This is a genomic window from Rhizobium sp. BK181 (genome assembly GCF_014193305.1).
Lineage (GTDB): Bacteria > Pseudomonadota > Alphaproteobacteria > Rhizobiales > Rhizobiaceae > Rhizobium.
Genome location: NZ_JACHZA010000008.1, coordinates 28,389 through 51,873, shown reverse-complemented (window position 1 = coordinate 51,873; position 23,485 = coordinate 28,389). Strand labels below are relative to the sequence as shown.

General features: G+C 60.5%; 19 protein-coding genes and 2 pseudogenes. 3 read left to right on the top strand and 18 right to left on the bottom strand.

What is annotated here, in order from left to right; translation table 11 throughout:
- Positions 1-110: 110 nt before the first annotated feature.
- Positions 111-1,565 (bottom strand): NADP-dependent succinate-semialdehyde dehydrogenase, encoded by a 1,455-nt coding sequence (gabD, locus tag FHT77_RS18815; RefSeq protein ID WP_183756564.1) that lies wholly within the window; start codon positions 1,563-1,565, stop codon positions 111-113.
- Positions 1,566-1,849: 284 nt separating this feature from the next.
- On the opposite strand from gabD, the pseudogene FHT77_RS18810 reads away from it, so the two are divergent.
- Positions 1,850-2,111, top strand: a pseudogene (locus tag FHT77_RS18810) (DUF4142 domain-containing protein); the annotation flags it as partial.
- 338 nt (positions 2,112-2,449) lie between these two features.
- Positions 2,450-3,037, top strand: a complete 588-nt coding sequence (locus FHT77_RS18800; protein WP_183756563.1) for an IMPACT family protein — start codon at positions 2,450-2,452, stop codon at positions 3,035-3,037.
- Between the two features lie 74 nt (positions 3,038-3,111).
- Here the strand turns inward: FHT77_RS18800 and FHT77_RS18795 are convergent, their stop codons facing one another.
- From FHT77_RS18795 to FHT77_RS18730, 14 genes and pseudogenes are all read right to left on the bottom strand, one after another.
- On the bottom strand, positions 3,112-4,134 hold the full coding sequence (locus FHT77_RS18795) for an LLM class flavin-dependent oxidoreductase (RefSeq protein ID WP_183756441.1): 1,023 nt from the start codon (positions 4,132-4,134) through the stop codon (positions 3,112-3,114).
- Between the two features lie 170 nt (positions 4,135-4,304).
- Positions 4,305-5,849 carry a DHA2 family efflux MFS transporter permease subunit gene (locus FHT77_RS18790; protein ID WP_183756440.1) on the bottom strand — a complete coding sequence of 515 codons (1,545 nt, stop codon included), beginning with the start codon at positions 5,847-5,849 and terminating at the stop codon, positions 4,305-4,307.
- A gap of 45 nt (positions 5,850-5,894) precedes the next feature.
- Positions 5,895-6,272 (bottom strand): VOC family protein, encoded by a 378-nt coding sequence (locus FHT77_RS18785; RefSeq protein WP_183756439.1) that lies wholly within the window; start codon positions 6,270-6,272, stop codon positions 5,895-5,897.
- A 235-nt stretch (positions 6,273-6,507) separates the two neighbouring features.
- Positions 6,508-6,798, bottom strand: coding sequence for a hypothetical protein (locus FHT77_RS18780; RefSeq protein ID WP_183756438.1), 291 nt, complete (start codon positions 6,796-6,798; stop codon positions 6,508-6,510).
- Between the two features lie 69 nt (positions 6,799-6,867).
- Complete coding sequence (locus FHT77_RS18775) at positions 6,868-7,908, bottom strand: fatty acid desaturase (protein ID WP_183756437.1); 1,041 nt, start codon at positions 7,906-7,908, stop codon at positions 6,868-6,870.
- A gap of 456 nt (positions 7,909-8,364) precedes the next feature.
- Positions 8,365-8,586: a hypothetical protein gene (locus tag FHT77_RS18770; protein ID WP_183756436.1), complete on the bottom strand. Its 222-nt coding sequence runs from the start codon at positions 8,584-8,586 to the stop codon at positions 8,365-8,367.
- Between the two features lie 343 nt (positions 8,587-8,929).
- On the bottom strand, positions 8,930-10,105 hold the full coding sequence (locus FHT77_RS18765; RefSeq protein ID WP_183756435.1) for a helix-turn-helix domain-containing protein: 1,176 nt from the start codon (positions 10,103-10,105) through the stop codon (positions 8,930-8,932).
- 64 nt (positions 10,106-10,169) lie between these two features.
- Positions 10,170-10,508 (bottom strand): slr1659 superfamily regulator, encoded by a 339-nt coding sequence (locus FHT77_RS18760; protein WP_183756434.1) that lies wholly within the window; start codon positions 10,506-10,508, stop codon positions 10,170-10,172.
- A 17-nt stretch (positions 10,509-10,525) separates the two neighbouring features.
- Complete coding sequence (locus FHT77_RS18755; RefSeq protein ID WP_183756433.1) at positions 10,526-11,083, bottom strand: slr1658 superfamily regulator; 558 nt, start codon at positions 11,081-11,083, stop codon at positions 10,526-10,528.
- 4 nt (positions 11,084-11,087) lie between these two features.
- The gene (locus FHT77_RS18750; RefSeq protein WP_183756432.1) at positions 11,088-13,445 is read right to left on the bottom strand and encodes a SpoIIE family protein phosphatase; all 2,358 of its coding nucleotides are present in this window, start codon (positions 13,443-13,445) and stop codon (positions 11,088-11,090) included.
- Entirely contained in the window at positions 13,442-14,620 is a 1,179-nt protein-coding gene (locus tag FHT77_RS18745; protein WP_183756431.1) for a class I SAM-dependent methyltransferase, read from the bottom strand. The genes FHT77_RS18750 and FHT77_RS18745 overlap by 4 nt, the downstream gene beginning before the upstream one ends.
- Positions 14,617-15,114 carry a ubiquinone biosynthesis methyltransferase UbiE gene (locus FHT77_RS18740; RefSeq protein ID WP_183756430.1) on the bottom strand — a complete coding sequence of 166 codons (498 nt, stop codon included), beginning with the start codon at positions 15,112-15,114 and terminating at the stop codon, positions 14,617-14,619. Before FHT77_RS18740 ends, FHT77_RS18745 begins: the two co-directional genes overlap by 4 nt.
- A 13-nt stretch (positions 15,115-15,127) precedes the next feature.
- A complete protein-coding gene (locus tag FHT77_RS18735) occupies positions 15,128-16,861 on the bottom strand; it encodes a bifunctional diguanylate cyclase/phosphodiesterase (protein WP_183756429.1) in 1,734 nt (577 codons plus the stop codon).
- A gap of 346 nt (positions 16,862-17,207) precedes the next feature.
- A pseudogene (locus FHT77_RS18730) lies at positions 17,208-18,303 on the bottom strand (M24 family metallopeptidase); the annotation flags it as partial.
- Between the two features lie 310 nt (positions 18,304-18,613).
- Here FHT77_RS18730 and FHT77_RS31395 point away from each other — a divergent pair.
- Positions 18,614-18,796: a hypothetical protein gene (locus FHT77_RS31395; protein WP_246712761.1), complete on the top strand. Its 183-nt coding sequence runs from the start codon at positions 18,614-18,616 to the stop codon at positions 18,794-18,796.
- 179 nt (positions 18,797-18,975) lie between these two features.
- On the opposite strand, the gene FHT77_RS18725 is transcribed toward FHT77_RS31395, so the two are convergent.
- The 3 genes from FHT77_RS18725 to FHT77_RS18715 form a co-directional block, all read right to left on the bottom strand.
- Positions 18,976-19,746, bottom strand: a complete 771-nt coding sequence (locus tag FHT77_RS18725) for an SOS response-associated peptidase (protein ID WP_183756428.1) — start codon at positions 19,744-19,746, stop codon at positions 18,976-18,978.
- A 102-nt stretch (positions 19,747-19,848) separates the two neighbouring features.
- Positions 19,849-21,099 carry a dihydrolipoamide acetyltransferase family protein gene (locus tag FHT77_RS18720; protein WP_183756427.1) on the bottom strand — a complete coding sequence of 417 codons (1,251 nt, stop codon included), beginning with the start codon at positions 21,097-21,099 and terminating at the stop codon, positions 19,849-19,851.
- Positions 21,100-21,102: 3 nt separating this feature from the next.
- Positions 21,103-23,184, bottom strand: coding sequence for a transketolase C-terminal domain-containing protein (locus FHT77_RS18715; RefSeq protein ID WP_183756426.1), 2,082 nt, complete (start codon positions 23,182-23,184; stop codon positions 21,103-21,105).
- Between the last annotated feature and the right edge of the window lie 301 nt (positions 23,185-23,485).

The window sequence follows — 23,485 nt, the reverse complement described above, 5'->3', positions numbered from 1 at the left end:
TGTGCCGGCGAAGGAAATCACAGCCGCAGGACGCGTTTTGCTACGGCGAAGGACGTTGGGTGGCCGTGCGAGCGCTCACAGAAGAGTGAAGACGAGCTGCGACCAGTCTCTTAGCTGATGCCGCCGAGGCAGACGTATTTGATCTCCATGAATTCATCGATTCCATATTTCGACCCTTCGCGGCCGAGGCCGGAGAGCTTGACGCCCCCAAAGGGCGCTTCTGCCGTCGAGATCAGCCCGGTATTGACCCCGACCATGCCGTATTCGAGGGCCTCGGCCACGCGGAACACGCGGGCGAGATCCTTGGCGTAGAAATAGGATGCTAGGCCGAACTCGGTATCGTTGGCCTGGGCGATCACATCGGCCTCGTCCTTGAACCGGAAAAGCGGCGCCACCGGCCCGAAGGTTTCCTCGCGCGCGACAGCCATGTCGCTGGTGACACCGGTCAGCACCGTTGCCTCATAAAAGGTGCCGCCAAGCGAATGGCGCCTGCCACCCTCCATGACGTGTGCCCCCTTCGACAGGGCGTCAGCCACATGCTCCTCGACCTTTTCCAGGGCCGGCTGATCGATCAAGGGACCAAGGATCACACCCTCGTCGAAGCCATTGCCGATCTTCAGCTTGCCGACAGCCGTGGAAAGCTTCTGCGAAAAGGCCTCGTAGATACCGTCCTGGACGTAAAGGCGGTTGGCGCAAACACAGGTTTGTCCATTGTTGCGAAACTTGGCGATCAGCGCGCCTTCCACCGCAGCATCGAGATCGGCATCGTCAAAGACGATGAAGGGGGCATTGCCGCCGAGCTCCAGCCCGAGCTTCTTGATGGTCGGGGCGCTCTGCCTGTAAAGTTCGGCGCCGATTTCGGTCGAGCCGGTAAAGGTCAATTTGCGCACGATCGGATTGGCGGTCATCTCCGCCCCGATCTCGCGCGCCGAACCGGTGATGACGGAGAACAGGCCGGCGGGCAGTCCGGCACGCTCTGCAAGCACGGCGATCGCGATCGCTGAAAAAGGCGTCTGGCTGGCTGGCTTCAGCACCAGGGCGCACCCGGAGGCCAATGCCGGACCTGCCTTGCGGGTGATCATGGCGTTGGGAAAGTTCCAGGGCGTGATGGCGGCAACCACGCCGATGGGCTGCTTCATCACCATGATGCGCTTGTCCGGTTGGTGGCCGGGAACGAGATCGCCATAAACGCGCCGGCCCTCCTCTGCGAACCATTCGATGAAGCTTGCGCCATAGACGATTTCGCCGGTGGCTTCGGCAACGGGCTTGCCCTGTTCCAGCGTCAGGATGCGGCCGAGATCGTCCTTGTTTTCGATCATCAGCTCGAACCATTTGCGCAGGATGATCGCACGGTCTCTTGCTGTGCGGGTCGCCCAGGCCTTTTGCGCCGTGGCGGCCGCCTCGATCGCAGCTTTGGTTTCCGCAGCGCCAAGCTTCGGTACACGACCGATGATGTCGCCTGTGGCCGGGTCATTGACCTCGATCGCGTTCGATGGATCGGCGTCGATCCATCGACCGCCGACCAGGGCCGCCTCGCGAAAGAGTCCAGGATCCTTGAGGTTCATCTTCTCCATCCCATCCAAAAACGGTGTCGTTGCTGGTGGCAATGTCGGCCTCCTTTGCCGCGCTTGTCAAATGCCATCACGTGGCATCGACATGTGCAAGATTTTCGCAGCCTTCGCCCTGACTGTCTTCCGTTGCCCCCGGGGAGAAAAGGGTGTTGCAGAACACGAATACGGGAGCGGTCCGGTTCTCCCGGTCGATGCCGGGAACCTTATTCGGGAGCCGACATCCAACGTTTGTACAGCGATAAACTGTCCGGCCTTTCGGCAAGGACGAAGGAGGTTCCATGACTACGCGACTGATGACAGCCGTGACCACGATCTGCCTGCTTGGGTTGGCACCCTGCGCCGGCTGCGGACAAACCGACAGATCCCCAGATCGCTCATATCGCCTACACGGCCGGATCGATCGAGATCGAGGCGGCAAAGCAGGCACCGAGCTTTGCCGAGGACATGGTGCGGGACCACGAGGCGATCAACAAGCAGGCGCTTGCCCTGGTGAAGAAGCTCAAGGTCACACTGCAGGACAATGATGATGCGGCATCGATGGACCATCCTGGCCTTCGCGGTGGCCCTCGGGGCCGCTCCAGCGCGGGCAGAGACAATCGCGGTAACGATCGAGAAAATGATGTTTGCGCCCGCCGGGGGTCACCGCCAGGCCAGGTGAAACGATCGAATGGGTCAACAGGGATATCCTTGCCCATACGGCGACCGCCGAGTTCAAGGGGATCCGGTCGATTGACTATTACTGTTGGTTCCATCTGAACATGAAGGGACGGATTGAGGCCGGGCGGCGACGGTCAGCCGCCCTCGAAGCTGATCCGTTACGGATGATCACGCCCCATAATCCCCTTCGCCCGTCGGCAAGGCTGGCGTATACAGCTGCGATGTATTCCCTGGAACGCCCTATTGTCTTCGAGCAGATCGTCAAAAAAAGCAGGTTTCTGGCGGCGGCCCTACCGATTGCCGATGAAGCCGACGCGAAGGATGCACTGGCCACTTACGCGCATGCCGATGCCAACCACAATTGCTTTGCCTGGCGAAGCGGCCAGACCTATCGGTTCAGCGACGACGGTGAGCCGAGTGGAACCGCCGGCAAGCCGATCCTGCAGGCAATCGACGGGCAATCGCTCGACAAGGTCATCGTCATCGTCACGCGTTGGTTCGGCGGTGTGCTCCTCGGCACGGGCGGCCTGATCAGGGCCTATGGCGGAACGGCTGCCGCTTGCCTGCGGGCGGGGGAGACGATCGAGATCGTCCCGACGCTCGAAGGAACGATTGAGGCAGCCTATTCGGACCTGGCGATCCTGAAGGCGCGCCTGGCGGCGGTCCCGGGCCTCTCCATCCTCAAGGAGACATTTCATGGAGGCGGCGCCGAGCTGACGGCACGCTTTCCGGAATGGAAATCGGAGGACGTCGAACGGCTTGTTGCAGACACCACAAGCGGACGCAGTACGCTCTTTGTGCCGCGGTAATCGCAAGGCCAGCCAAGGCCCGCTGCCGCTCTTCAATATGGCAACGCGCAATGCTCCATCCTGATGGCGACCGATCAGCGCCAGCCGAGGGCCGGCGCGACATGCTTCAGGATCATTTCGATGACATGGGCATTATAGTCGACGCCGAGCTGGTTGGGCACGGTGAGCAGCAGCGTATCGGCTTCCGCGATCGCTTCGTCCGATGCGAGCTGCTTTACGAGAGCGTCCGGTTCTGCCGCATAGGAGCGACCAAATATAGCCCGCGTGTTCTGGTCGATAAAGCCGATCGAATCCTGCTCCTTGCCACTGCCCCCGAAGTAGGCACGATCGCGATCATCGACGAGCGCGAAGATGCTGCGGCTCACCGACACACGCGGCGTTCTCTGATGGCCGGCCTCCTGCCAGGCCCGCCTATAGGCGCGGATCTGGGCTGCCTGCTGGACATGGAAGGGTTCACCGGTTTCGTCATCCTTTAAGGTAGAACTCTGCAGGTTCATCCCGAGTCTGGCCGCCCAAATGGCGGTCGCATTGGATCCAGCGCCCCACCAGATGCGATCGCGCAGGCCCTGCGAATACGGTTCGAGACGCAGCAGGCCAGGTGGGTTTGGAAACATTGGTCTTGGATTGGGCTCGCCAAAGCCCTCACCCTTCAGCGCCTGCAGGAAGACTTCGGCGTGGCTGCGTCCCATATCGGCGTCGCTCGACCCTTCGTCTGGCTGATAGCCGAAATAGCGCCAGCCGTCGATCACTTGCTCGGGCGAGCCACGGCTGAGCCCGAGTTGTAGCCTCCCGGTTGCAATGAGGTCGGCCGCGCCGGCATCCTCGGCCATGTAGAGAGGGTTTTCGTAGCGCATGTCGATGACCGCGGTTCCAATTTCGATGCTCTTCGTCCTGGCGCCCACGGCGGCAAGCAGTGGGAATGGCGAGGCGAGTTGCCGGGCAAAATGATGGACGCGGAAATAGGCGCCCTCCGCCCCGAGCTCTTCGGCGGCCACAGCAAGATCGATCGACTGAAGAAGAGCATCGCCGGCAGAGCGGGTTTGTGACTGGGGCGAGGGCGACCAGTGGCCAAAGGAAAGGAAACCGATTTTCTTCATGATGACGTCCGTGACTGTGACGGTCTGAACCGCCGGATTGTGATGGCCATAACATGGGAAGGGGAATTAGCCATGAAAAGGCGATTGAACGCTGCGTTCACCGTTTGCGACCTCCGACGTCAGACAGACTAAACGCCGCCGGAAATACGGGATGCCGCAACGATGAGCGCTCAGCGCGGTGCTGCGACCGGCCTTGCGAATGGAAGGACAAGCAATGCACAGGCAGTCAGGACGGCGGCCATCATCCACGCCTCGTTGATCGCCTGGACACTCGCCGCCGTCTGCACCAGGGGGTCGAGTGCCGCGACGGTATCCGGGTTGAGGGTGCCTCCATGTCCAACAAGCTCCTCTGCGGGTGCGCCGACAAAGGCGGCGGCTGCGTGGTCGCCCGCGCGCAGCCGATCCCACAGGGATTGCGTCAATGGCTCGGACCGCGTGTAGATGATCGTGTCGATCATGGCGATGCCGATCGCGCCCCCAAGGTTGCGCATCAGGTTGAAAAGGCCGCTGGCATCCGGAACCTGGTCGGGCGGAAGGGTCCCCAGCGCCAATCGAGTCGGCGGCAGCAGACAGAACATGATCGCTGCCCCACGCACGACCTGCGGCCAGAACATCGCGTCGTAACCGGTCCGTGGATCCTCGAACGCACTCATCCACAGTCCGAGCGCAAAGAGAAAGAAGCCGACGGCAGAGAGGAGGCGCGGATCCGTCCGCTTCTCCAGATAGACTGCGATCGGTGCGGCAATGAGTTGCGTGATGCCGGTCACGAGCATGGTCGCGCCGATCTCGAGCGCGTTCTGTCCTCTGATGAAGGCCAGAAAGACAGGCATGAGGTAGACTGAACCGAAGAGGCCGATCCCGAGCCCGAAACTCAGGGCAGAACCGATCAGGAAATTTCGATCACGGAAATGACCGAGGTCGACGATCGGACGTCTGCGGCGCAGCGAGCGAACCGTAAAACCGGTTCCCGCGACGAAGCTTATGGCAAACAGGCCGGCCACAAGGGACGAAGTCCAGCCTGACGTGGGCGCCTCCTTCAGTGCAAGTTCTAGACTGGCAAGCGAGATCGCCAGCATGACGAGCGAGGCAAGGTCGAGGCTTTTGAGTTCGCCGAAATCTGCCTTGTGGTGCGGAAGGCACCGCCAGGCTACCACCGCAGAGACAAGTCCCGGAATGATGTTGATCAGAAACAGCCAGTGCCAGGAATAGGTCGCCGTCAGCCAGCCGCCGATGATCGGGCCGATGGTGGGGGCAAGGACGGCGAGCACGCCTGCGATGGTCGTGGCGATCGCCTGCCGCTCGTTCGGAAAAAGAATGAAGACGGCGGAGAAAACGGCGGGGATCAGTGTTCCCCCCGAGAAGCCCTGAAGCACCCTCCATGACACCAGTGCGCCAAAGGTTCCGCTCGCTGCGCAGCCGGCCGAAGCCACGACGAACAGGAGGATGGAAACGATGAACAGCCACCGCATCGTCAGAACGCGGGTAAGAAGTCCCGTCAGCGGGATCGCGACCACTTCCGCGATCAGGTAGGCTGTCTGGATCCAGCTCATCTTGTCGGGATCGATGTCGATGCCTTGCTGGATTGTCGGCAGGGACGTTGCTACGACTTGGACGTCGAGGATCGCCATGAACATTCCGGTGCACATCGCGACAAAGCCGACCCAAACCATCGCTGACGGCGCATGATCGGAGACGGTCTGTCGATGCTGTGGCATTCGATGGCCTTGCGTTTGTCTATGGCAGGCGGTCGCCTTGCGAGGTTATTCGGGGCGGTGGAAGAAAGCCTCGATCCGATAGCCATCGGGATCGATCATGAAGGCGGCGTAGTAAAATGATCCGTATTCCGGCCGGAGACCCGGTTCACCATTGTCGGTCCCGCCATTGGCAATGCCGTTGGCGTGAAAGGATCGAACAGCATCCTCGCTCTTGGCGACAAAGCAGAAATGCAGTCCCGATTCGATGTCGGGGACAACCGGCCGTGCGGCCGGCTTTATCCAGAATTGCGGGTGTTCGGCGCCGTAGCCGACCCAATTGTCACTGTTTGAAAGCCTGGTGTATCCGAGAGGCTCCAGCGCCTGGTCATAGAACTTGCGTGCACGCTCGAGATCGGCAACGCCAATGGAAACATGGTCGAACATCACTTCTCCTCTGAGGTCGGCAGCGTGGTCTCGCTGCCGCGGACATTGGGCCCGGGGACGATCGGAGGGCCCGCGTGGAGACTACAGTCTCGCATCCCCAAAGGAAATGATTTCCATTGGTCGTGCCCCGTCGACATCTGGCTCGGTGAGAAGGGTCGTTGGCCCGTCGCTTATCTTGAAAGCAACGTTGCCGACGGTGAGAGGAAACAACGGCAGACAGTCGTTAAGGTGCAGACTACTTGTTCTGCATGAGCCAGATCTTGCCCGCCATCGTGATACCGCAAGCGGCGTCGTATTTGCCCGCGTCCGGCGAAAGGTCTTGCAGCAATCCGAATTGTTTCAGATCATCGACTGTCGCCGAGGTCAGGAATTTGATCTTCTGCGGGCGTTCCTTAAACCTGTCGTTCTTCGCATAGGTCACGGTTGCGTTCAGGTGGGTCCATTTCCCGGCATCAGCGGGAAACAGATTTCCATCCCTGGCGAGTTTCAGGCCTCTGATTTGTGTCGGCGTAAGCGTGGTCGGCATTATTGCAGTCCTTGAAGTGTTGACATTGCTGTGCATGGCGATTTCCACCAGAGGATCATCTGGAGCCTGTCAGGCCCCTGCCGCTGCCCGGGAGGCTTCGCGAAAGGATACGAGCTTGCCCTTCGCTTCGTCCCAGAGCACGAGCCGCACACATCTGAGGCTATCGCCAAGCGAGATGCGGCCAATATTTCTCAGCTGTGGGTAGTCGCGCAATACTTCGGGCAGCCGGTAGTAAGGGATCCTGCTCGACAGGTGATGAACATGATGAATCCCAATGTTGCCGGTTATCCATCGAAGCACCGGCGGCAGATCGTAGTATGAAGCGCCGTGGAGCGCAGCTTCCGCAAACTGCCAGTCGTCGGCATTCGACCAGTGCGTCTCCTCGAACTGGTGCTGTACGTAAAAGAGCCAAATACCTGCTCCTCCTGCGAGGGTCACGATTGGCAGGTGGATTGCAAGAAAATGGGCAATTCCGACAGTCCATATCAATCCGAGCGACAGTGCCGCGATCGCGAAATTGGTCGCCATTGTGGAAATCCACGGCGACAGACCATCGCGCATCATCCCGAACGGCAGGCGTTGCTTTAAAAGGAACAGCCAGGCGGGCCCGATGCCGAACATGACCAGCGGATGCCGATAGAGGCGATAAGCAAGCTTTTTCAGTCTTGAAAGTGAATGGTACTCGGCGACCGTAAGGGTGTGGATGTCGCCCGTTCCTCGCTCGTCCAGATTTCCAGCCGATGCATGATGGGTAGCATGCGCCCGCCGCCAGTAGTCATAGGGGGTCAGGGTCAGAACGCCGATTGTTCGTCCCGTCCAGTCATCAAGACGTCGGCGCGCAAAAAACGAGCCATGTCCACAATCGTGCTGGATCATGAAAAGCCGCAACAGGAATGCAGCCGCCGGAACGATCGATATCATTCCCAGCCAGACGCCCTTCGAGAGAGAGATGAATGCAATGCCCCAAAAAATCGCAAAGGGAACGAGCGTCACCACGATCTCGAAGCTGCTTCGCCAGAGGCGAGGCTGGCGGTATGCGGAAAGAACCTTTAGCCACGCGCGATCATTCGCCCTTACCGGAGCGGTAAGCACTGCGACACTGCCTTTCATATGTCCAATTTGCCTTCCTGGCCGAAGAACCGATGCCGCAGCCTCGCTCGCTTCGCCAATTCCTGCTTCAAGGGGCGCCTGCCTCAACGAGCATTTCAACCTCGTATTGGAAAACATGTTCCTTCCCGCGTGATGTTGCCAACACGCTGGGGTGCTTTTCGACTTGTGAGAAGGGAAGTTGTTACGAAGCGACGAGCGCAGCAAAAACAAATATCGGCAAACAAGTTTCGATGCCGCCTCTTATAGAGGCCACGACAAAGCGTCAACCTGCAGGAAGGGCTGGGAGCGCCAGGAGTACAAACCGGTTTGCCGATGGCACGAGCAGCCGGGCCGGACCGGTGCCCCAAAAATGAACGTGCCGCTTCGCGGTGGTGCGCGAAGCGGCATGCACTCGGGCCGACCCCGGGGTCGGGCATGTTCGCGGCCTCCCCAGCAGGACGCGAATGCTACGCGGTACTAGTTTGCCTTGACCCTTCGGGCGAGTGCCATGACATAGTCGTCAGCGATGTCTGCCAACGTCAGTGCGACTTCTGCTTCGTTCCAACCCGCACCCACTGCGCGCTGTACAAAGGCCCGGAAAGCCGTTGCAAGCACTTCCTCGCGCTCGACGACGCGATACGGATCATTCGCAGCATACTGAGGATTGTTAATATTGATCGTGGGATTGGTCGGGTCCATTGCCTGTGCCTCTGAAAGTTGCCTTATTGCACTGGAGCGCATTTGTCGTGCACTCCATCTCCGCTGCCTGCACTTTGATTATGCTTCGTTTTTAATGGCTTACCCGACCCTTGTCGTTAGCCAAGCATCCAAAAACTTGCAGCAGCGTCCATTTCTGGAGCAGCAACTCCAGGTAACTGCTATTTTTGACGGGGCCGGCAGATGGTGCCTGCGGGGTTGCGTTGATTGACGCGGTTGCTGTGTGCAAGGCGCGTGCGGCACTTCCTTTGCGCTGGAGTGTCAAGGCCACACGCCAGCGTGCCGGTTTCCCCGTCGACCACCTTTTTTGTTGATTGGAGGACCGTCAGTCCTGGCGGTGGCCAAGCGACCTCAGCCACTTGTCGAAGGAATCTGCGCCTTCGACCCCCGAGATCGGTTCGACCGCCTGTCCGAGGTAGGAGGGAACGGCGATGTGTCTCGCCTCGCGCGGGGTGTAGCCGAATTCCTTGCTGAAGGCCCGGCTGAAGTGGGCGGCGGAGGAAAAACCGGCAGCAAAGGCAATGTCGATGATCTGCTGCCGGTTGGCAGCATCGCTAAGGGCAGCGTGAGCGGAGAGGAGCCGTCGACGCTGGATAAAGTGGTGGACACCGCCATCGCGCTCGAAAGCCTGGTATAGCCGCGTGCGCGACACGCCGAGTTCGCGACAAATTCGCTCCGTCGTCAGGTCATCGGCCGTCAGATTGGCCTGCACGAAACGGAAAACCCGTTCCTTCAGGGGCAGGGACGAGGGCAGTTCTGCCGAAGGATAGTCTGCCGCGGACGGCGAGACACAGGTCAGGATCATGTCACGGACCGTCTGGACCACGTGAGGAAGATCCCCCTCCGACAATTGAGCAAGCTTTGCCTCGAGCCCGTCCAGATAATCGATCAACAGCGTTGTCCGCGTTCCCGATAGCGTCGTGTTGTTCTTGACCTCGGTGGAGGTGAAGTAAAGCAGTTCCCGCGGCAGGTAGAGGGACAGGATCTCGGCGTCCGTCGAACGCCCTCGGAAAGGGTGTCCAAGGGTTCGCAACTCGACCTTGCCCGGTTCGCCGTGACAAACGCGTCCGTCGACCTCGGTCCATGTCCTGCCGCTGCGCACGACCATGACGTGCCAGTGGTCCATGAGGTTTGACCTCACCTTTGTCTCCTGGCGAAGGAAGCTGTGTGCCGGGGCCGTCTGCTGTACGACCAGCATTCCGCCGAGGTTCCATGCTGCGTGGTCGGCCGGGAAGGGCGTTCCGGGAGGAACGCTGTCCGGCAGCCGAACGTCGACCAATGGCGCCATATAGGCCTGCCAGGCAGAGAACTGCTGGTCCGCCGGCAAATTCCCCGTGGTAAAGCGGAGCGGCTTCAGGACCGAGGGAGGAGCGGGCGGTTCCGGCGGCTTTTCCTCTCGCGGGAACCGGCGACGTTCGATCCCTGACGTTCTGCTTTCTTCGGCGCGCGCATCCTCACCTGCGGGCGGCGCGGCTGCTCGTGATGGTCCATTGTCGGGCAATTGACGCCTCCTTGACGGACCAGGCAAGGCACCACCCTTGCCTGGTCCAGGCCAACTCATAATCCTAGGTCATCCTCAGATCGACGCCCGGGTGCAGCTTCTTCAGGTTCGGCAGGGATTTCATCTGCCAGGAGACCTGAGAAGAGCCAAGCACCGTCAAATGCAGATCCGGTCGCTTGCGCGCTTCGATTGTCAGTTTAGCCAATAAATTTATCCCCGAGGAGTTGAGGAATTCAAGCCCAGTCAGATCCAAGGTAGTCTTGCCGCCGCCGTCTTCAATGGCTTTCATCGCCAGCGCATGGACCGGCGCATAGGCATCGGGTCCCGCGAGCCTCATCGTACCGTCGAAATAGACGGTGCCGCCCTCGGACCAGACGCGGTATGCTTCTTCTCTAATTTCCATTCAGCACCTTTGATGTTTCAGGACGATGGAATTGCCATCGCGGCATAGGTCTGGATCTTCGTCGGTTCGTTGTCTTCCTCGCCTTCGAAAAGCCAGGCAAACTGCACCTCGTAGTCGCTCATCAGCGTCAGAATGCCGAGGCCGGATGCATTCCCGCTTGTCGCCATCGCACTGGCCTCGATTTGCTCGATCAGGAGCTCGCCGGGGTCCCCGCTCGTGACCGTGGTCAGCAACTGCTGAAACCTGTCGGCGGTTTCGCGGTCGACGAGGTTAGAGACGCGAAGCCGGAAGCAGTCTGCCTGTGCCAGCGCTTCCACGACCACCTCGCCGCGGCTGCGAAACTTGATGGCGTTCTCGATCAGCTCGTTTGCAAGATAGCCAATATCCTGTCGAAGCTGGTTGTAAAGCCGCTTTGACGGCCGAAATCTCGGTGTCATCATCTCTGCAATGAAGTCTGACGTCATCCCGGAATGTTTCCAGGCGAGATCGAGCGGACCGTCAAGCAGACGCAGTCGAATGGAGTGGGCAATCTCCGGTGACGCCAGATATTCCTGTCCAAAGAGCACCGTTGTCATCACTTCACCTATGTCGCATCACGACCAGCGTGATGTCATCATGAATCTTCTGCGTTCCGATGTACGCCATGAGGCCGTCGATGATGCCGTCCTTGACTTCCTCGGCCGACTGGCCGTGCAGCTGTCGTGCGCTCTGGCAAAGCCTTTCGATGCCGAACAGCTCGCCACGGGAATTTTCGGCCTCGGTGACACCGTCGGTGTGGAGCACGATCAGGTCGCCTTTCTCAAACGAGATCTCGCGCGTGTCGACGAATGGCGTGATGTCGGACTCAAGGCCGACGGGCAGGCCGAGGTCGCCGGTATCGATGCGCTCGACCTCGCCGGTCTGGCGCACCACGATCAGATCTTCATGCTGCCCCGAAATCGTCAGTCGGTCGCCGTCGTAATCGAGGAACGACAATGTCAGGTGCTTGTCGGTCCTCGTCCGCTCGATGTTCTTGAAGATCGCGCTGTTCAAGTGGGTGAGGAATTTCGAGGGATCCGTTTCTCCTGCCTCCAGCAATGCCCGGGCCACCGACTGCACCATGAGCATCAGCACCCCGCTCTCGAGGCCATGACCGGTCACGTCGCCGATGCCGATCTTCAAACTCCTGCCGCTCTGCAGGACATCATAATAGTCGCCCCCGACCTCGTCTGCGGGACGCATGTAGGCGGCAATCTCCAGGTGCTCGACCGCGCCGAGTTCGGTCGCGCGCGGCAGGACCATCATCTGAATGTGCCTGGCGACATCCAGCTCGGCGCCGAGACGCAGGTTCTCGCTCTTCAGCTGCGTGTTCAAGGCCTGGATTTCCTCCTTGGCCTCCTCGATCTCCCGCGTCCGTTCTGTCACCATGTTTTCGAGGTTTTCGGTGTGAAAGCTGATCTGCTCGGCCATGCGATTGAAGGCGAGCCCGGCCTCTGCCACCTCGTCCTTGCTGCGAATGTCGACCCTGACGGAATAGTCCTTGGCCTGAATGCGCCGGGCAGCTGCCGCGAGGGCGCTGATGCCGCCGGTAATGCGTTTCGACGCCGCAAAGACGGCGGCGGTGACGATCAGAAGCGAGATGAGGACCGCAAGCACCTGATAGATCAGGATGCGATTGGTCGCTTTGGTGATCTGCTCTCTGGCGGCGATCAGCGAGGCATAGATCTCCCGCTCCGGGACAACGATGCCGAGCGACATGGCCTCCTGCTTGACCGGCCCATCCACCCACAGATTGGACGGGGCAAGCTGCTTGGTGACAAGCAGATAGGGCACGTCCTCGCCGTTCTCCGTCAGCGAGATGCGCTGGACCTTGCCGTCCTGATCCAGGGGAAGGGAAGCGATGGCCTTTTGCGAGCTTTTTGGCAAGGAACGGTCAATCCCGGTGACACCCTTGCCCGCCTCTTCATTCGCCGCCTGGAGGCCCATAACCCTCTCGCCGGCCGAATTGATCGCCACGACATTGCCGTTCGACATGGCAAGGAAACCGAAGCCGGTCTCTGCCACCTTCACGTGCTCGACGACCTCAGCGAGCTGGTCGAGCGTGATGTCGGCACCGGCGGTCCCGGCGACGCCGCGACGGTCGGGCGTCCACAGTGGATGGAAGAAACTGACGATCAGCTTTCCGGTGATGGCATCGGTATAGGGCGCGGTTTGGGTGATGTTGTCTGGAGCGGGACGCGACGCGGGATCAAGCGCCCACCGCTCCCATGACTCGTAGAGCCCCGGAAAGAAGAAATCCCAGAAGTTCTGGTCGTTGTGTTTCGGATAGAGCCGATCGAACGTCTGCGCCTGATCCGTGTAGGGTGCCGTCCTGAAGATTGGCCGCTCCTTCGGGCCGATGTAGTACATCTGCAGTTTCGATGCGCCCGTCCGCAAAAGGTTCGGCGCAACGAGATCGAGAACGGTGCTTGTGTCGATATCGGCCTGGACCTGGGGTAGTGGACGATGATCCTTGTCGAGCAGATACCCCCATACACTGACGACGGAAGGGGACCCCGGAAGGTTCTGTGCCCAGTTGCCCTTGGCGTCATAGGCAACCGTCACCCCTTTGGGTTCGGCACTTGCCATCGCGGCGCCAACCGCATCGTTGCGGGCCGAATGATCGATCTGGTCCTGCAGAACGCCTGCGAGGGCTTTGACATCCGAATGGACCTGACCAAGAAGGAGGCTGACCTGCGCAGCCGTCGAATCCGTGGATGTGCGAATGTAGTCCTGGCTCGCCTTTTCCAGGCCCTGACCGACCTGTGCCGTCGCATCCCGGGACAATCGCTGCACGTTCCACAGGGCGAGGCCGCCACTGACAAGCAGGTCGAACAGCACCGCACCACCGACAACGATGATGAATTTCGTACGAAACGACCGAAGCCCAACACCTTGCCCGCCAGCGGTTACCGTCATAGTGGCTTTTGTCCCGAAGCGGCCCAGATCGGCCAGCCGGCATAGCCGCGCGGATGCAGGGCAGCAAAGATATGATCAGCGAAACCCTGTCTGAAACGCTTGATGAATTCGGGCGTATCGCCGCGCCTGACTGCCATTTCGCCGGCGTAGACATCTTCCCACGCCTGGATGATGTCAGCGAACTCCTGGGGGTCGCCGTCGTGATTGGTAACCATGAAGCTCTCGATCTTCACATCGTCAAAGCCGGCATCCCGCAACAGGCGTGAGCCCTTCGGACCCATCTCGACATCCATGTCGAAATGGCGAAACAGCTTGGCGACCTCGGTATAGGTCCACTGAATACTGTCGGCGCGCGGCTCGCCCAGGCAGTGGGAGTTCTTCTCGTTCGTGATGTAGACGCGCCCGCCCGGTTTGCAGATGCGAAAGAGTTCCCTGAGGAGAACCTCCGGCCGGTCGAAGATCTGCAGGGAATGCCGGCATGTCACGAAATCGAACTGGTCGCTTTCGAACAGCATCTGCGAGGCATCGCCGAAGGTATACTCGATGTCCCTGACGCAGAATTGCTCCGCGACCGAGCGTGCGTAGTCGAGGCTTGCCACCGAGTGATCGAGCGCAACCATCCTGGCGGGGTTGAATTCCTTCCGGACAAGCATCGCGAAATCGCCGATGCCGCAACAGATGTCGGCAATCGTCATGCCGCTGCGCAAGCCATGACGGGGCAGGATTTGCCGTTCATGCCGCCAGGTCATCTTGGTCTGGGTTCTGAGGATCGGGATGAAGCTCTGGTTCTCGACGAAGGTCTGGCCGGGATAGAAGGCGGAATCGTAGACCTCCATTGTGATGTTCGGGGAGAGCTCGCCGAGATGCCTGAACATCTGCGTTGCCCATGTCACGACGCTCGATACGACAACGACGATCTGCAGTTCCGGCCTCGAGCGCGACGCGTCGACCAGGACGCGGCTAAGCGCGTGGAAGGCCGTGCTGTTCATATGCGTCACGCGCTTGAGGTTGACATAGAAGACGCCCTTCACCGTTTCGATGCCATCCCGGAGGACTTTAAGGTCGTCGGCGATGTCGGCGATGGAGCGAGGGCGGCAGACACCGGCGGCGAGAAACTCCTGATTGCTGGTGTCGAACTGCGTCGTGAAGGCTGGAGAAAACGTGATGGCGGTCAATTGAGCAACCTCTCGAGCGGCAGGTCGACGACGAAGGTCAAGGTGTCGGCACCCGTCGAGCGCAACTCGATGCCCGCGTCATAATTGACCGCCAGCCCCACGAGGACCGACTGCTCGATGGGCGCTGTCTCATCTGCGATGATCTCGACATAGCCAGCGAGCTTGTCGCCATCCTTCAGCGAGTCCACGACCTCGCTATAGTGCCGTTGCTGCTGCGATGGGCAGGGGAAGCTCAATTCGATGCGTTCGACGTGCTGGTGGCGATAGAAGCCGAAGACGAGCTCACCATCCTGGACGTCGGCGCGAAACGACATCTCGAGAAGTTCGTTCAGGGCTGATGACAGAAGGTTGGAATGGCGCAACGGGTCACGGCGGTCATGGCTGACCATGCGGGCGACATAATTTGACAGCTGGTCGCAATGCAGCCAGTCGGCCGTGAAGGTTGCCATCTCCATTTCGAGTTTGAGCAGTTGCTCGAACGCGGCCTCTTTCATTGCATCGGACCTTTCAATTGCTTCCCTGACCAACGGACATCTGCGCACCGTGGGCACGCGTTGTCGTACCGGCGGCTGCGCCGATCCTTGCCTTCTTCCCATGCCGGATGAACGAACCAAGCCGATCGACATGCATGGGCGGGCCCAGGAAGTAGCCCTGCAGACGGTCGCATCCCTCTGCCAGGAGCCAGGCTGCCTGTTCTGCGGTCTCGACCCCCTCGGCAGTGACGCACATGTCGAGACCATGTGACAGGGAAATGATCGACCGCACAATCGTCTGGCTCTTTTCGTCATCAAGCAGATCGTTGATGAAGTACTTGTCGATCTTGATGTTATCGAACGGGAAATTCTTGAGGTAACTCAACGAGGAATATTCCGTCCCGAAATCATCGAGCGAGATCTGGATGCCAAGTACGTTGAGGGTGTTCAGCGTGTCGAGATTGTTGGTCGTACGTTCCAGGAGCACGGTTTCCGTGATCTCCAGTTCCAGCCGCTCGGCGGGTAAGCCGACGAGGTCGAGCGTTTGTGACACGCGGTCGGTAAATCCGGCCGTCAGGAACTCGGCGGGGGAAAGATTGACGGCAACCGTATAATGGTCCGGCCAGTTGAGGGCCGCCCTGCAGGCTTCCTCCAGTACCCATTGGCCGATTTCGCTCATCAGGCCATCGGCTTCGGCCATTGGGATGAAGACGATCGGCGGGATGACGCCAAGCCGCGGGTGGCGCCACCGCAATAGCGCCTCAAAACCGGTGACAGTTCGGGAAGGGTCGAAGAGAGGCTGATATTCAAGGAAGAACTCCTTGTGCTGCAGCGCGACCCGCAAGCTCCGCCGCAGGAACTCCCTTTGCTCGAGGACAATCAGCATCGCCGGATCGAAGGTGCGCGCGCGACGTCTGCCCTCTTTCTTCGCCGCATAGAGAGCAACGTCGGCAGCCTTCATCAGTTGCTCGCCCTCGTTGCCGTCGCGGGGCGCAATCGCGATGCCGACGCTCGCCCCGACAAAGACTGTGATGCCATCCACCACGAAGGGCTTCTTGAACTCGGCAATCAGGTCGTCCGCCAGTCTCTCGCCTTCGCGTGGCTGACCCTGTGCGAGCTGGATGATGGCAAATTCATCGCCGGCGAGGCGAAAGGCTGTGTCATCGGTGCCGAGCACGCTTCGAATGCGGTTGGCGGCAAGCTTGAGCACGATGTCGCCGGCACCGTGGCCGAGCGTATCGTTGACCGGCTTGAAGTCGTCGAGGTCGATCTGCATCAGTGCGAGATTGGTACCCTTCGTCGGCAGGAGACGCGCGAGTTCGTCACTGAAGCGACGACGATTGGGAAGCCCCGTCAGCACATCGTGCGTTGCCTGGTGACGCCAGAGCGCCCGTTCGTCTTCCTGGGCGTGTGTCTCGCCGGCAAGATCGCCGGCTGCGATCTCGATGATTGCGAGCCCGTCCTTGGCGGGAAGCAGCAGCAGGTCGCATTGTTCGTCAGGTGTCCTGCCCAGCCGGACCGATCGCGGTCTGCCGGATTTGATGACCTGCCGGACAAGCTCGGCGATCGGCGGTCTGGCGAGCGTCGGGTAGACGTCCGACAATGTTACGGTTGATCGACCGGCGAAACCCTCACGCTTCGCCAGATCGTCGGACCAGTCGATGATGACGAGGTCGAGATCAAATAGCGAGAACGTTGCCGCGGCGCGATGAAAGAATTCGGATCCTTGCGGAACCAGCTTGGGCCAATCCGGACGATTTTCCGGCATATAGCTTGGACCTCCTCATCCCGCCGCGCTCGGGTGTTGGCTTCTGACTGCCACCGTTTCGCAATGGCAGCTTATATAAGAGCTAGCGTATACCGTGTTCCAGTCAACAGAAAACGCTACCATAGCACAGTATTCTGCACGTTTGTGGCGATCGCAACGCCAAATTGGCGCGAGCCTCACGTGTGTCTCAGGGCAGGGTTGCATCTGATGACGACGGATATCGTTTCCCTCGGCAACGGCAAACGGAATTGCATTCGGCCGAGGTCGCAGCCCATCCGGAGGACCCGCACGGCGAATCAGGCGCCTGGCAACGATTGGCGTGTCCGGTCTTGCCTGGACTAGAGGAAGAGGGACTGCTTGCCGGCGTGGTGAACCAGCGCGGACCATCCGCTGTGATGAAGATGTGATCCTCGAGACGAACGCCGAATGCATCTGGGAAGACGATCATCGGTTCGTTCGAGAAGCACATGCCCGTCGCAAGGGGAGCGCGGTTGCCCCTGACGATGAACGGTGCTTCATGGATGTCGAGGCCAAGGCCGTGGCCGGCGCGGTGCGGCAGACCGGGCAGGCGATAGTCGGGACCGAGACCATGTCGGGAAAAGACGGCGCGCCGCGGCGTCAAGGCTTTCGCACGGGGCCCCGAGCTTCGCGGCGTCAAACACCGCCTGCTGACCCTTGCGCTCTATGTCCCAGGCGCGCTCGAACTCGGCCTTGCCGCCGCCGAGCATGGATGCGCGCGTCAGGTCGGAGTGATAGCCGTCGATGCGGCAGCCGGTATCGACGAGGATGACGTCTCCCGCAGAAAGGATCTGCTCGCCATCGGCGCCATGTGGCAGGGAGGTGGCAGATCCGAACGACACGATCCTGAAGGTCGATCCATTGTCGGCGCCAGGCTCGATGCTGCTGGTCGATGAAACGGGAGACCTCGGAGCCGGCGATGCCGGGCGCGATCATGTCGCGAACCTTGCGCTGGATCTCCAGCGTGATGTTCATCGCATACTGGATCGGGGCAATCTCTGCCGGCGATTTGATCATGCGAAGGGCGTTGAGCATGCCGCCGCCGTCGACAAGCCTTGCCGCCCCCATCTGGCCTGCAAAGGCGTGGTAGAAGCTGAGTTCGATTGCGTCACGAGTGCAAGGATGCCGGATGGCGGGATCAGTCCGGCAACGAGTGCGGCGCTGCTCTCGTCTTCCTCCCAGCTCAGGATGTCGCCCGGCAGATGAGGGAGGCTTTCCACGCGGCTGCGTTCGAAGCCCGGAACGATGTAGGTAAGCCTGTCTTCGGTGACAAGCGCGCCAAGCAGCCTCTCGCTTGGCTGCCAGACAAGGCCGGTGAAGTAGCGAAGGCTTTCAATCGGGCCAAGGAAGGTTGCCGCGACGCCACGTGACTGCATGGCCTGACGAAGTCCGGTCAGCCTTGCGAAGCGCTCGACCTTCGTGATTGCCGCGACGGGTGAGGCCTAAGCGAAATGTGTCACGCGAATTCTACCTGTGATCTGTGCTGAATGATGTCCGCGACCATAAGGCAGATGTAGGCAAGTCGTCGACAAGGCAATTCATCAGGCCGTCCGACCCCCTTCGAAAACTTCGGCGCAAGGTTTGGCGGAGCGCTCCTTTGCCCCGCTTTTCGAAGATCCGCTTGACAGGCTATGGTCGAGCATACGCAAGTCGACCTTGCGTGATTCCTCGCGCATCCTTTTGAAAGGGCCGCAGATTCAGCCTTGCGCAATGACCATTCGTGGAGAGCCGCCGATGAGAAGGTACCGGAGATTTCTTGCAATGTGTGGGGCTTTCATGCTCGCCGCGGGCGCTTCAGGCTGCGGGACGCCCCCCAACTCCTATGGGTCCGCATCTGGCTACCTGCCGGGCGATTCGATGAATCGAGCCTGTTCTGACGGCTTCCGGCCGAGCGATGGTCGTTCGTGCAGTTACTGAAACGGGGTTCCGCAGCTCTGCGTTGATGCACTACATGGCGGTGGCGGCTTCTGCCTGAGAGTGAATGTCCGCGCATCTGTCCCTGACGTCGGGCTGGCCGGTTCGGCGATGTCCGCTCCGGCGGCGCATCGGCTCGAAAGAGCGGCTCGCCAGTCGCACCGTGACGCAGTCGGCTCGATCTAGAGGATGGTGGGTTCGCTCGGCTCTCCGCGGGGTGACACGATGGTCGATCCCCATTGCTCACGTCCGATCACCCTGATTGCGTCGTCAGGCCCCGGGCGGGCGAGCGCTTTTGCTTCCTCCCACGGCGCGTTCAGCCAGATGTCGGTCTCTTCCCTCGTCAGCAGCAGAACAGGCATCGCCTTGTCGTGGATCGGTTTTACGACGGCGTTGGGGTCCGTGGTCAGGAAAGCGTAGAGATCGTCGGTGGTCAGTCCGTCCCTGGCCTTGCGTACACTGGTCCAGCCCGGCACGTGAAGACCGGCAAAGAACATCACCGGTCTTTCCTCATTGCGAGCAAACCACGCATTGGGGACACGATCGCCGTCGCGCTGGGCGGCGGGATCAGGCTCGGCAAAGGAGGTTACGGGGACAATGCATCGATGTTCCCGGCCAAGCCAGCGTTTCCAATGCGCCAGATGAAACTGCCGCACATTTGTTGTCCCACGGTCCGGCTCCATGCGGATCAGGGCGTCCATGTCCACCGCCTCACCCTTCTTCCGGAGCTTCTCGGCACGAGCTTCGGCAGCTTTCTTCTGGGCGAAAAAAGGGGAGGGAAGGCCCCAGCGGGCATGAACGAGCTGCCTGCGACCATCGAGCGTGTTCCTGACGATGGGGCCGGCCTGGTCGGGATTCATCTGGTAGGCGGGCATGAGGTTGACGAGGCTCTCGACGTCGAGGGCCCATTTGCTGACCCAGTCCTTGTCCTCCATGCGATACAAGTTGCACATTTGCAGACCATCCCGTTTCGATGGCCGCCACGGTAGACGAGGCAATGACCGATGCCAACTGCTGCGATCGGGTGACATCAGCGCGGCGGCCGAGCGGCGTTCTTAGCTCCGCGGATGTGACGGTTGCGATGCGTCCCATGCTTCCAGCGTCTCAACGAACCGCGTCAGCCACGCATTGGTCTGATGGGCGTCCAGGGCGCGGTGGTCGATCGTCAGGGATACATAGGCCATCGGTCGGATCTGGATTGCGTCAACGCCGTCGACAGTTCTGACGACAACCCGCTTTTCTATCTTTCCAACGCCGAGAATGGCTGATTGCGGTTGGTTGATGATGATCGGGGCTGCGACAAGCGATCCCGAGACGCCATGGTTCGATATGGTGAACGTGCCGCCGCGCATGTCGGCATTGGTCAGCTTTCCGTCCCGTCCCCGCATGGTTATGTCCTGAAGCCTTGCGGCGACGTCGGACAGGTCCAGATCCTGGGCCCTGTGGATGACGGGAACAACCAGCCCGCTGTCGCCGAGCGCGACGCCGATGCCTATGTTGAGGTCGTCGAAGATCTCCAGGTGGTCGTCGTGCCATCGGCTGTTGACCTCAGGGACTGCCCGCATGGCTGCGGCACATGCCGCGACAATGTAGGACGAGTAGGACAGATCGATGCCTTCGGCCGCAAATTCTGCCCTGTACATGGCACGATGGCGCATCACGGCGGTGAAGTCGGCTTCGAAGATTGACGTGACGTGGGGGGCGGTCGTGACCGACTCCAGCATGTGCCGCGCGATCGACAGCCTCATCGGCGTGTGTGCGACAATGCGGGAGCTGGCAGGCGGTCGATCGGACTGTCGTCGATCAGTGTCGGAAGGTGTTTCGCCACCGCCTGGCGATTTCCTCGCCAGGAATGCGTTGTCCATATCCATACGGGTCACGCGACCGTTCCGCCCGGTACCGACAACGTTTGCCGGATCGATGCCGTATTCCTCGAAAGCGCTTCGCACCGCCGGCGACAAACGTTCGCTGCCGAGCGTTCCGACGCCGGCACGTACGGGAGCGTTGTCACCTTTTATCGTCTCGTTCTCAGCGGTCTCGCAAGTCCCCTGGTCAGGGAGCGCATGGTCGGCCCGGATCCGGGCGAGCACGGCTCCGGGCGTTGCGTCGGCGCCAGGCATCATGAGGATCTCGGCGAGAATGCCGGCAACGGGTGCCGGAATCTCTTGGGTCACCTTGTCGGTTTCGATCTCGACCAGTGCGTCGTCCTCAGCAACTGCATCTCCGGCCTGTTTCAGCCAGTTGCGAACGACGGCCGTTGTCCCCTCCTGTTCCAGGGGGACCAGGACCTCGATAAAGTTCGCCATCGTCTAGTACTCCAGGAGGTCCTTGATTTTCTGTCTGATGCGGTCCGCCGACGGCACTGCCCACTCGAGCAGGACCGGACTGTGAGGACTGGGTATATCAGGCATCGTCAATCGCGAGACCGGCGCGTCGAGGTCGATGAAGGCCTCATTTGCTATGACGGCAGCAATCTCGGCGCCAAAGCCGGCCGTGCCAAGATCCTCGTGTACGACAAGGCACCGCCGCGTCCTGCGCACCGAGGAAAGGACACTCTCGCGGTCCCAGGGCATCAATGTGCGAAGATCGATAAGATCCGCCGAGATCCCTTCTGCAGCCTCCTCGCAACGAGGGACCATCGCGCCCCACGTCACGATCGTGATCGCCTCGCCCTTGCGGGTAAACCGCGCCTTGCCGAAGGGGAGGGTGTAATGGTCGCCAGGATAGGGTCGACGTGCCCAGGGATGGTCGAGCATTGCCCGGTGCTCGAAGAAGATGACTGGATCATTGCCGCGCAGTGCAGTGCGCAGCAGTCCGACCGCATCTTCCGCATTTGAGGGAACCGCCACCTTCCAGCCGGGCTGATGGATGAAGGCGACTTCGTTCGTCTGGCTGTGCCACGGATCCCCACACTTGAAGAAGCCACCCGGCATGCGCAGCACGACAGGCGCGGCGAACCGATTGTTGGTGCGCCACCGGATTGTCCCGCAATCATTGATCTGCTCCGTTGCCGGTTCTGCATATTTGCGGAACTGGATTTCCGGAACGGGAACAAGTCCGGCAAGCGCCATTCCGACCGCCCGCCCGACGATGCCTTCCTCCGAGAGCGAAGTATCGAACACCCGGTCCTTCCCGAATTTCTCCTGCAGGCCGAGTGTCACGGCATGGACGCCACCCTTCTGGCCGATGTCCTCACCGAACAACACGACGCGCTCGTTGATGCTCAGTTCATGATCAAGCGTGCGTCTGATCGATGTGACCATGTTGATACGCTGGCCTTCCGGGGAAGGCTCATCGGTCGATTCCGGCGGGCGATAGCCGGTGCTGTACTGGCCACCCATGGCCTGGAGATCGCCCTCGAAGAAAACATGGCGCACCACGGTCTCCGGTGAGGGCACGTTCCGGCTTTCCGCCTCGATGCGGGCCTGTTCTGCAATGCTATCCGCTTCCGCCCTTGCTCTGTCCCACGCCTCTGCACTCATGATCGATGGGACCAGATAATCTCGCAGGCGCGGCAGCGGGTCGCGCGCCCACTCTGCCTTGACGAGTGCTTCGCTTTTGTAGGCCTGCGTATCCTGGAAGCTGTGGCCCTCAAGGCGCGGGACGCTCAGGCGCAGAAGGGCCGGCATTCTGTCGCCGCGGACATAGTGGACCGCCTGTCGGGTGAGGCGGGCGACATCGGCAGGACTGCAGCCATCGCCTTCAAATATGGCAAGGTTGCGCCAGCTTGCGAGGTTGGCCGCGATGTTCCCGCCGGGCGTCTGCATGTCCGATGGCACGGAGATCCCGTACCCGTTATCCTCGACGTAGAACAGCATCGGCAGCTTTTGTGTGGTGGCAATCGTCAATGCCGACCAAAAGCCATTCGACGCAACGGACCCATCGCCACCGAGAACGACTGCGATTGCATCGCCATATTCAGGCTTTCCCATTGGCCCCGCATAGTACTGAAGCGCCTCCGCCCAACCGGCCGTCGGCGTGTATTGGGCGCCGACACCGCCGCACATCGGCAGGGCCGAGGCGCCGTTTCTGCTCGGATAGTTGAAGACCACGCCAATGTCGCGGCCGTCGGAATAACCACCTGCCCGACCCATGGCCGAGCCGAGGGCGTCGGCGGGGTCGACGCCAAGGGACAGGAGCAAAGGCCGTGACCGGTAGTAGCCGCATGTCGCATCGTGTCTGTTCGTCAGCTGCAGGCCGAGGATGATCTGCGCCATGTCATGGCCGCGGGCGGAAAATTGATAGAGGACCTTCTTCTCCGGAACAAGGCGCGCTTCTTCCATTTCATCAAGGCTCCGCGACAGCTGGAGCAGACTGGCAACCCGCGTCCAGTCAATGCCTTCGTCAGGTACCTCCCTGTCTCGAAAACGGGTCGCGACCACCTGTGCCATCTTCGTTCCTCCTCGACTCTTGGTTCTGGGGAGAATAGCGCAGTGTCAGAGACGAAGCGTTTCAGGTTCCAGCAAAAAGCGCCTCCGGATGAAACATCGGTTTCAAAAATACCTCCATAAGCGGAAGTTTTCCGTCCGGATAATCCTGGGGAGGGATCGGCTTGTCGAAGCAGTAATGCCGGAGCAGCCTGTCGTCCCCCTGAGAGGTTCCGTCCGGGAGTGACCCGCCGCTTGTTCTTTCAGCTTCCTCGCCGGTTATGCTGTTTTTGTAAAATGGTTTAACGCCGTGCGAGCCACAAAA

Bases quoted from the DNA above. Each gene is read 5' to 3' on its own strand.
- gabD (WP_183756564.1), bottom strand. From the start codon at position 1,565: ATGAACCTCAAGGATCCTGGACTCTTTCGCGAGGCGGCCCTGGTCGGC.
- FHT77_RS18800 (WP_183756563.1), top strand. From the start codon at position 2,450: ATGTATTCCCTGGAACGCCCTATTGTCTTCGAGCAGATCGTCAAAAAA.
- FHT77_RS18795 (WP_183756441.1), bottom strand. From the start codon at position 4,134: ATGAAGAAAATCGGTTTCCTTTCCTTTGGCCACTGGTCGCCCTCGCCC.
- FHT77_RS18790 (WP_183756440.1), bottom strand. From the start codon at position 5,849: ATGCCACAGCATCGACAGACCGTCTCCGATCATGCGCCGTCAGCGATG.
- FHT77_RS18785 (WP_183756439.1), bottom strand. From the start codon at position 6,272: ATGTTCGACCATGTTTCCATTGGCGTTGCCGATCTCGAGCGTGCACGC.
- FHT77_RS18780 (WP_183756438.1), bottom strand. From the start codon at position 6,798: ATGCCGACCACGCTTACGCCGACACAAATCAGAGGCCTGAAACTCGCC.
- FHT77_RS18775 (WP_183756437.1), bottom strand. From the start codon at position 7,908: ATGAAAGGCAGTGTCGCAGTGCTTACCGCTCCGGTAAGGGCGAATGAT.
- FHT77_RS18770 (WP_183756436.1), bottom strand. From the start codon at position 8,586: ATGGACCCGACCAATCCCACGATCAATATTAACAATCCTCAGTATGCT.
- FHT77_RS18760 (WP_183756434.1), bottom strand. From the start codon at position 10,508: ATGGAAATTAGAGAAGAAGCATACCGCGTCTGGTCCGAGGGCGGCACC.
- FHT77_RS18755 (WP_183756433.1), bottom strand. From the start codon at position 11,083: ATGACAACGGTGCTCTTTGGACAGGAATATCTGGCGTCACCGGAGATT.
- FHT77_RS18750 (WP_183756432.1), bottom strand. From the start codon at position 13,445: ATGACGGTAACCGCTGGCGGGCAAGGTGTTGGGCTTCGGTCGTTTCGT.
- FHT77_RS18740 (WP_183756430.1), bottom strand. From the start codon at position 15,114: ATGAAAGAGGCCGCGTTCGAGCAACTGCTCAAACTCGAAATGGAGATG.
- FHT77_RS18735 (WP_183756429.1), bottom strand. From the start codon at position 16,861: ATGCCGGAAAATCGTCCGGATTGGCCCAAGCTGGTTCCGCAAGGATCC.
- FHT77_RS31395 (WP_246712761.1), top strand. From the start codon at position 18,614: ATGAGAAGGTACCGGAGATTTCTTGCAATGTGTGGGGCTTTCATGCTC.
- FHT77_RS18725 (WP_183756428.1), bottom strand. From the start codon at position 19,746: ATGTGCAACTTGTATCGCATGGAGGACAAGGACTGGGTCAGCAAATGG.
- FHT77_RS18720 (WP_183756427.1), bottom strand. From the start codon at position 21,099: ATGGCGAACTTTATCGAGGTCCTGGTCCCCCTGGAACAGGAGGGGACA.
- FHT77_RS18715 (WP_183756426.1), bottom strand. From the start codon at position 23,184: ATGGCACAGGTGGTCGCGACCCGTTTTCGAGACAGGGAGGTACCTGAC.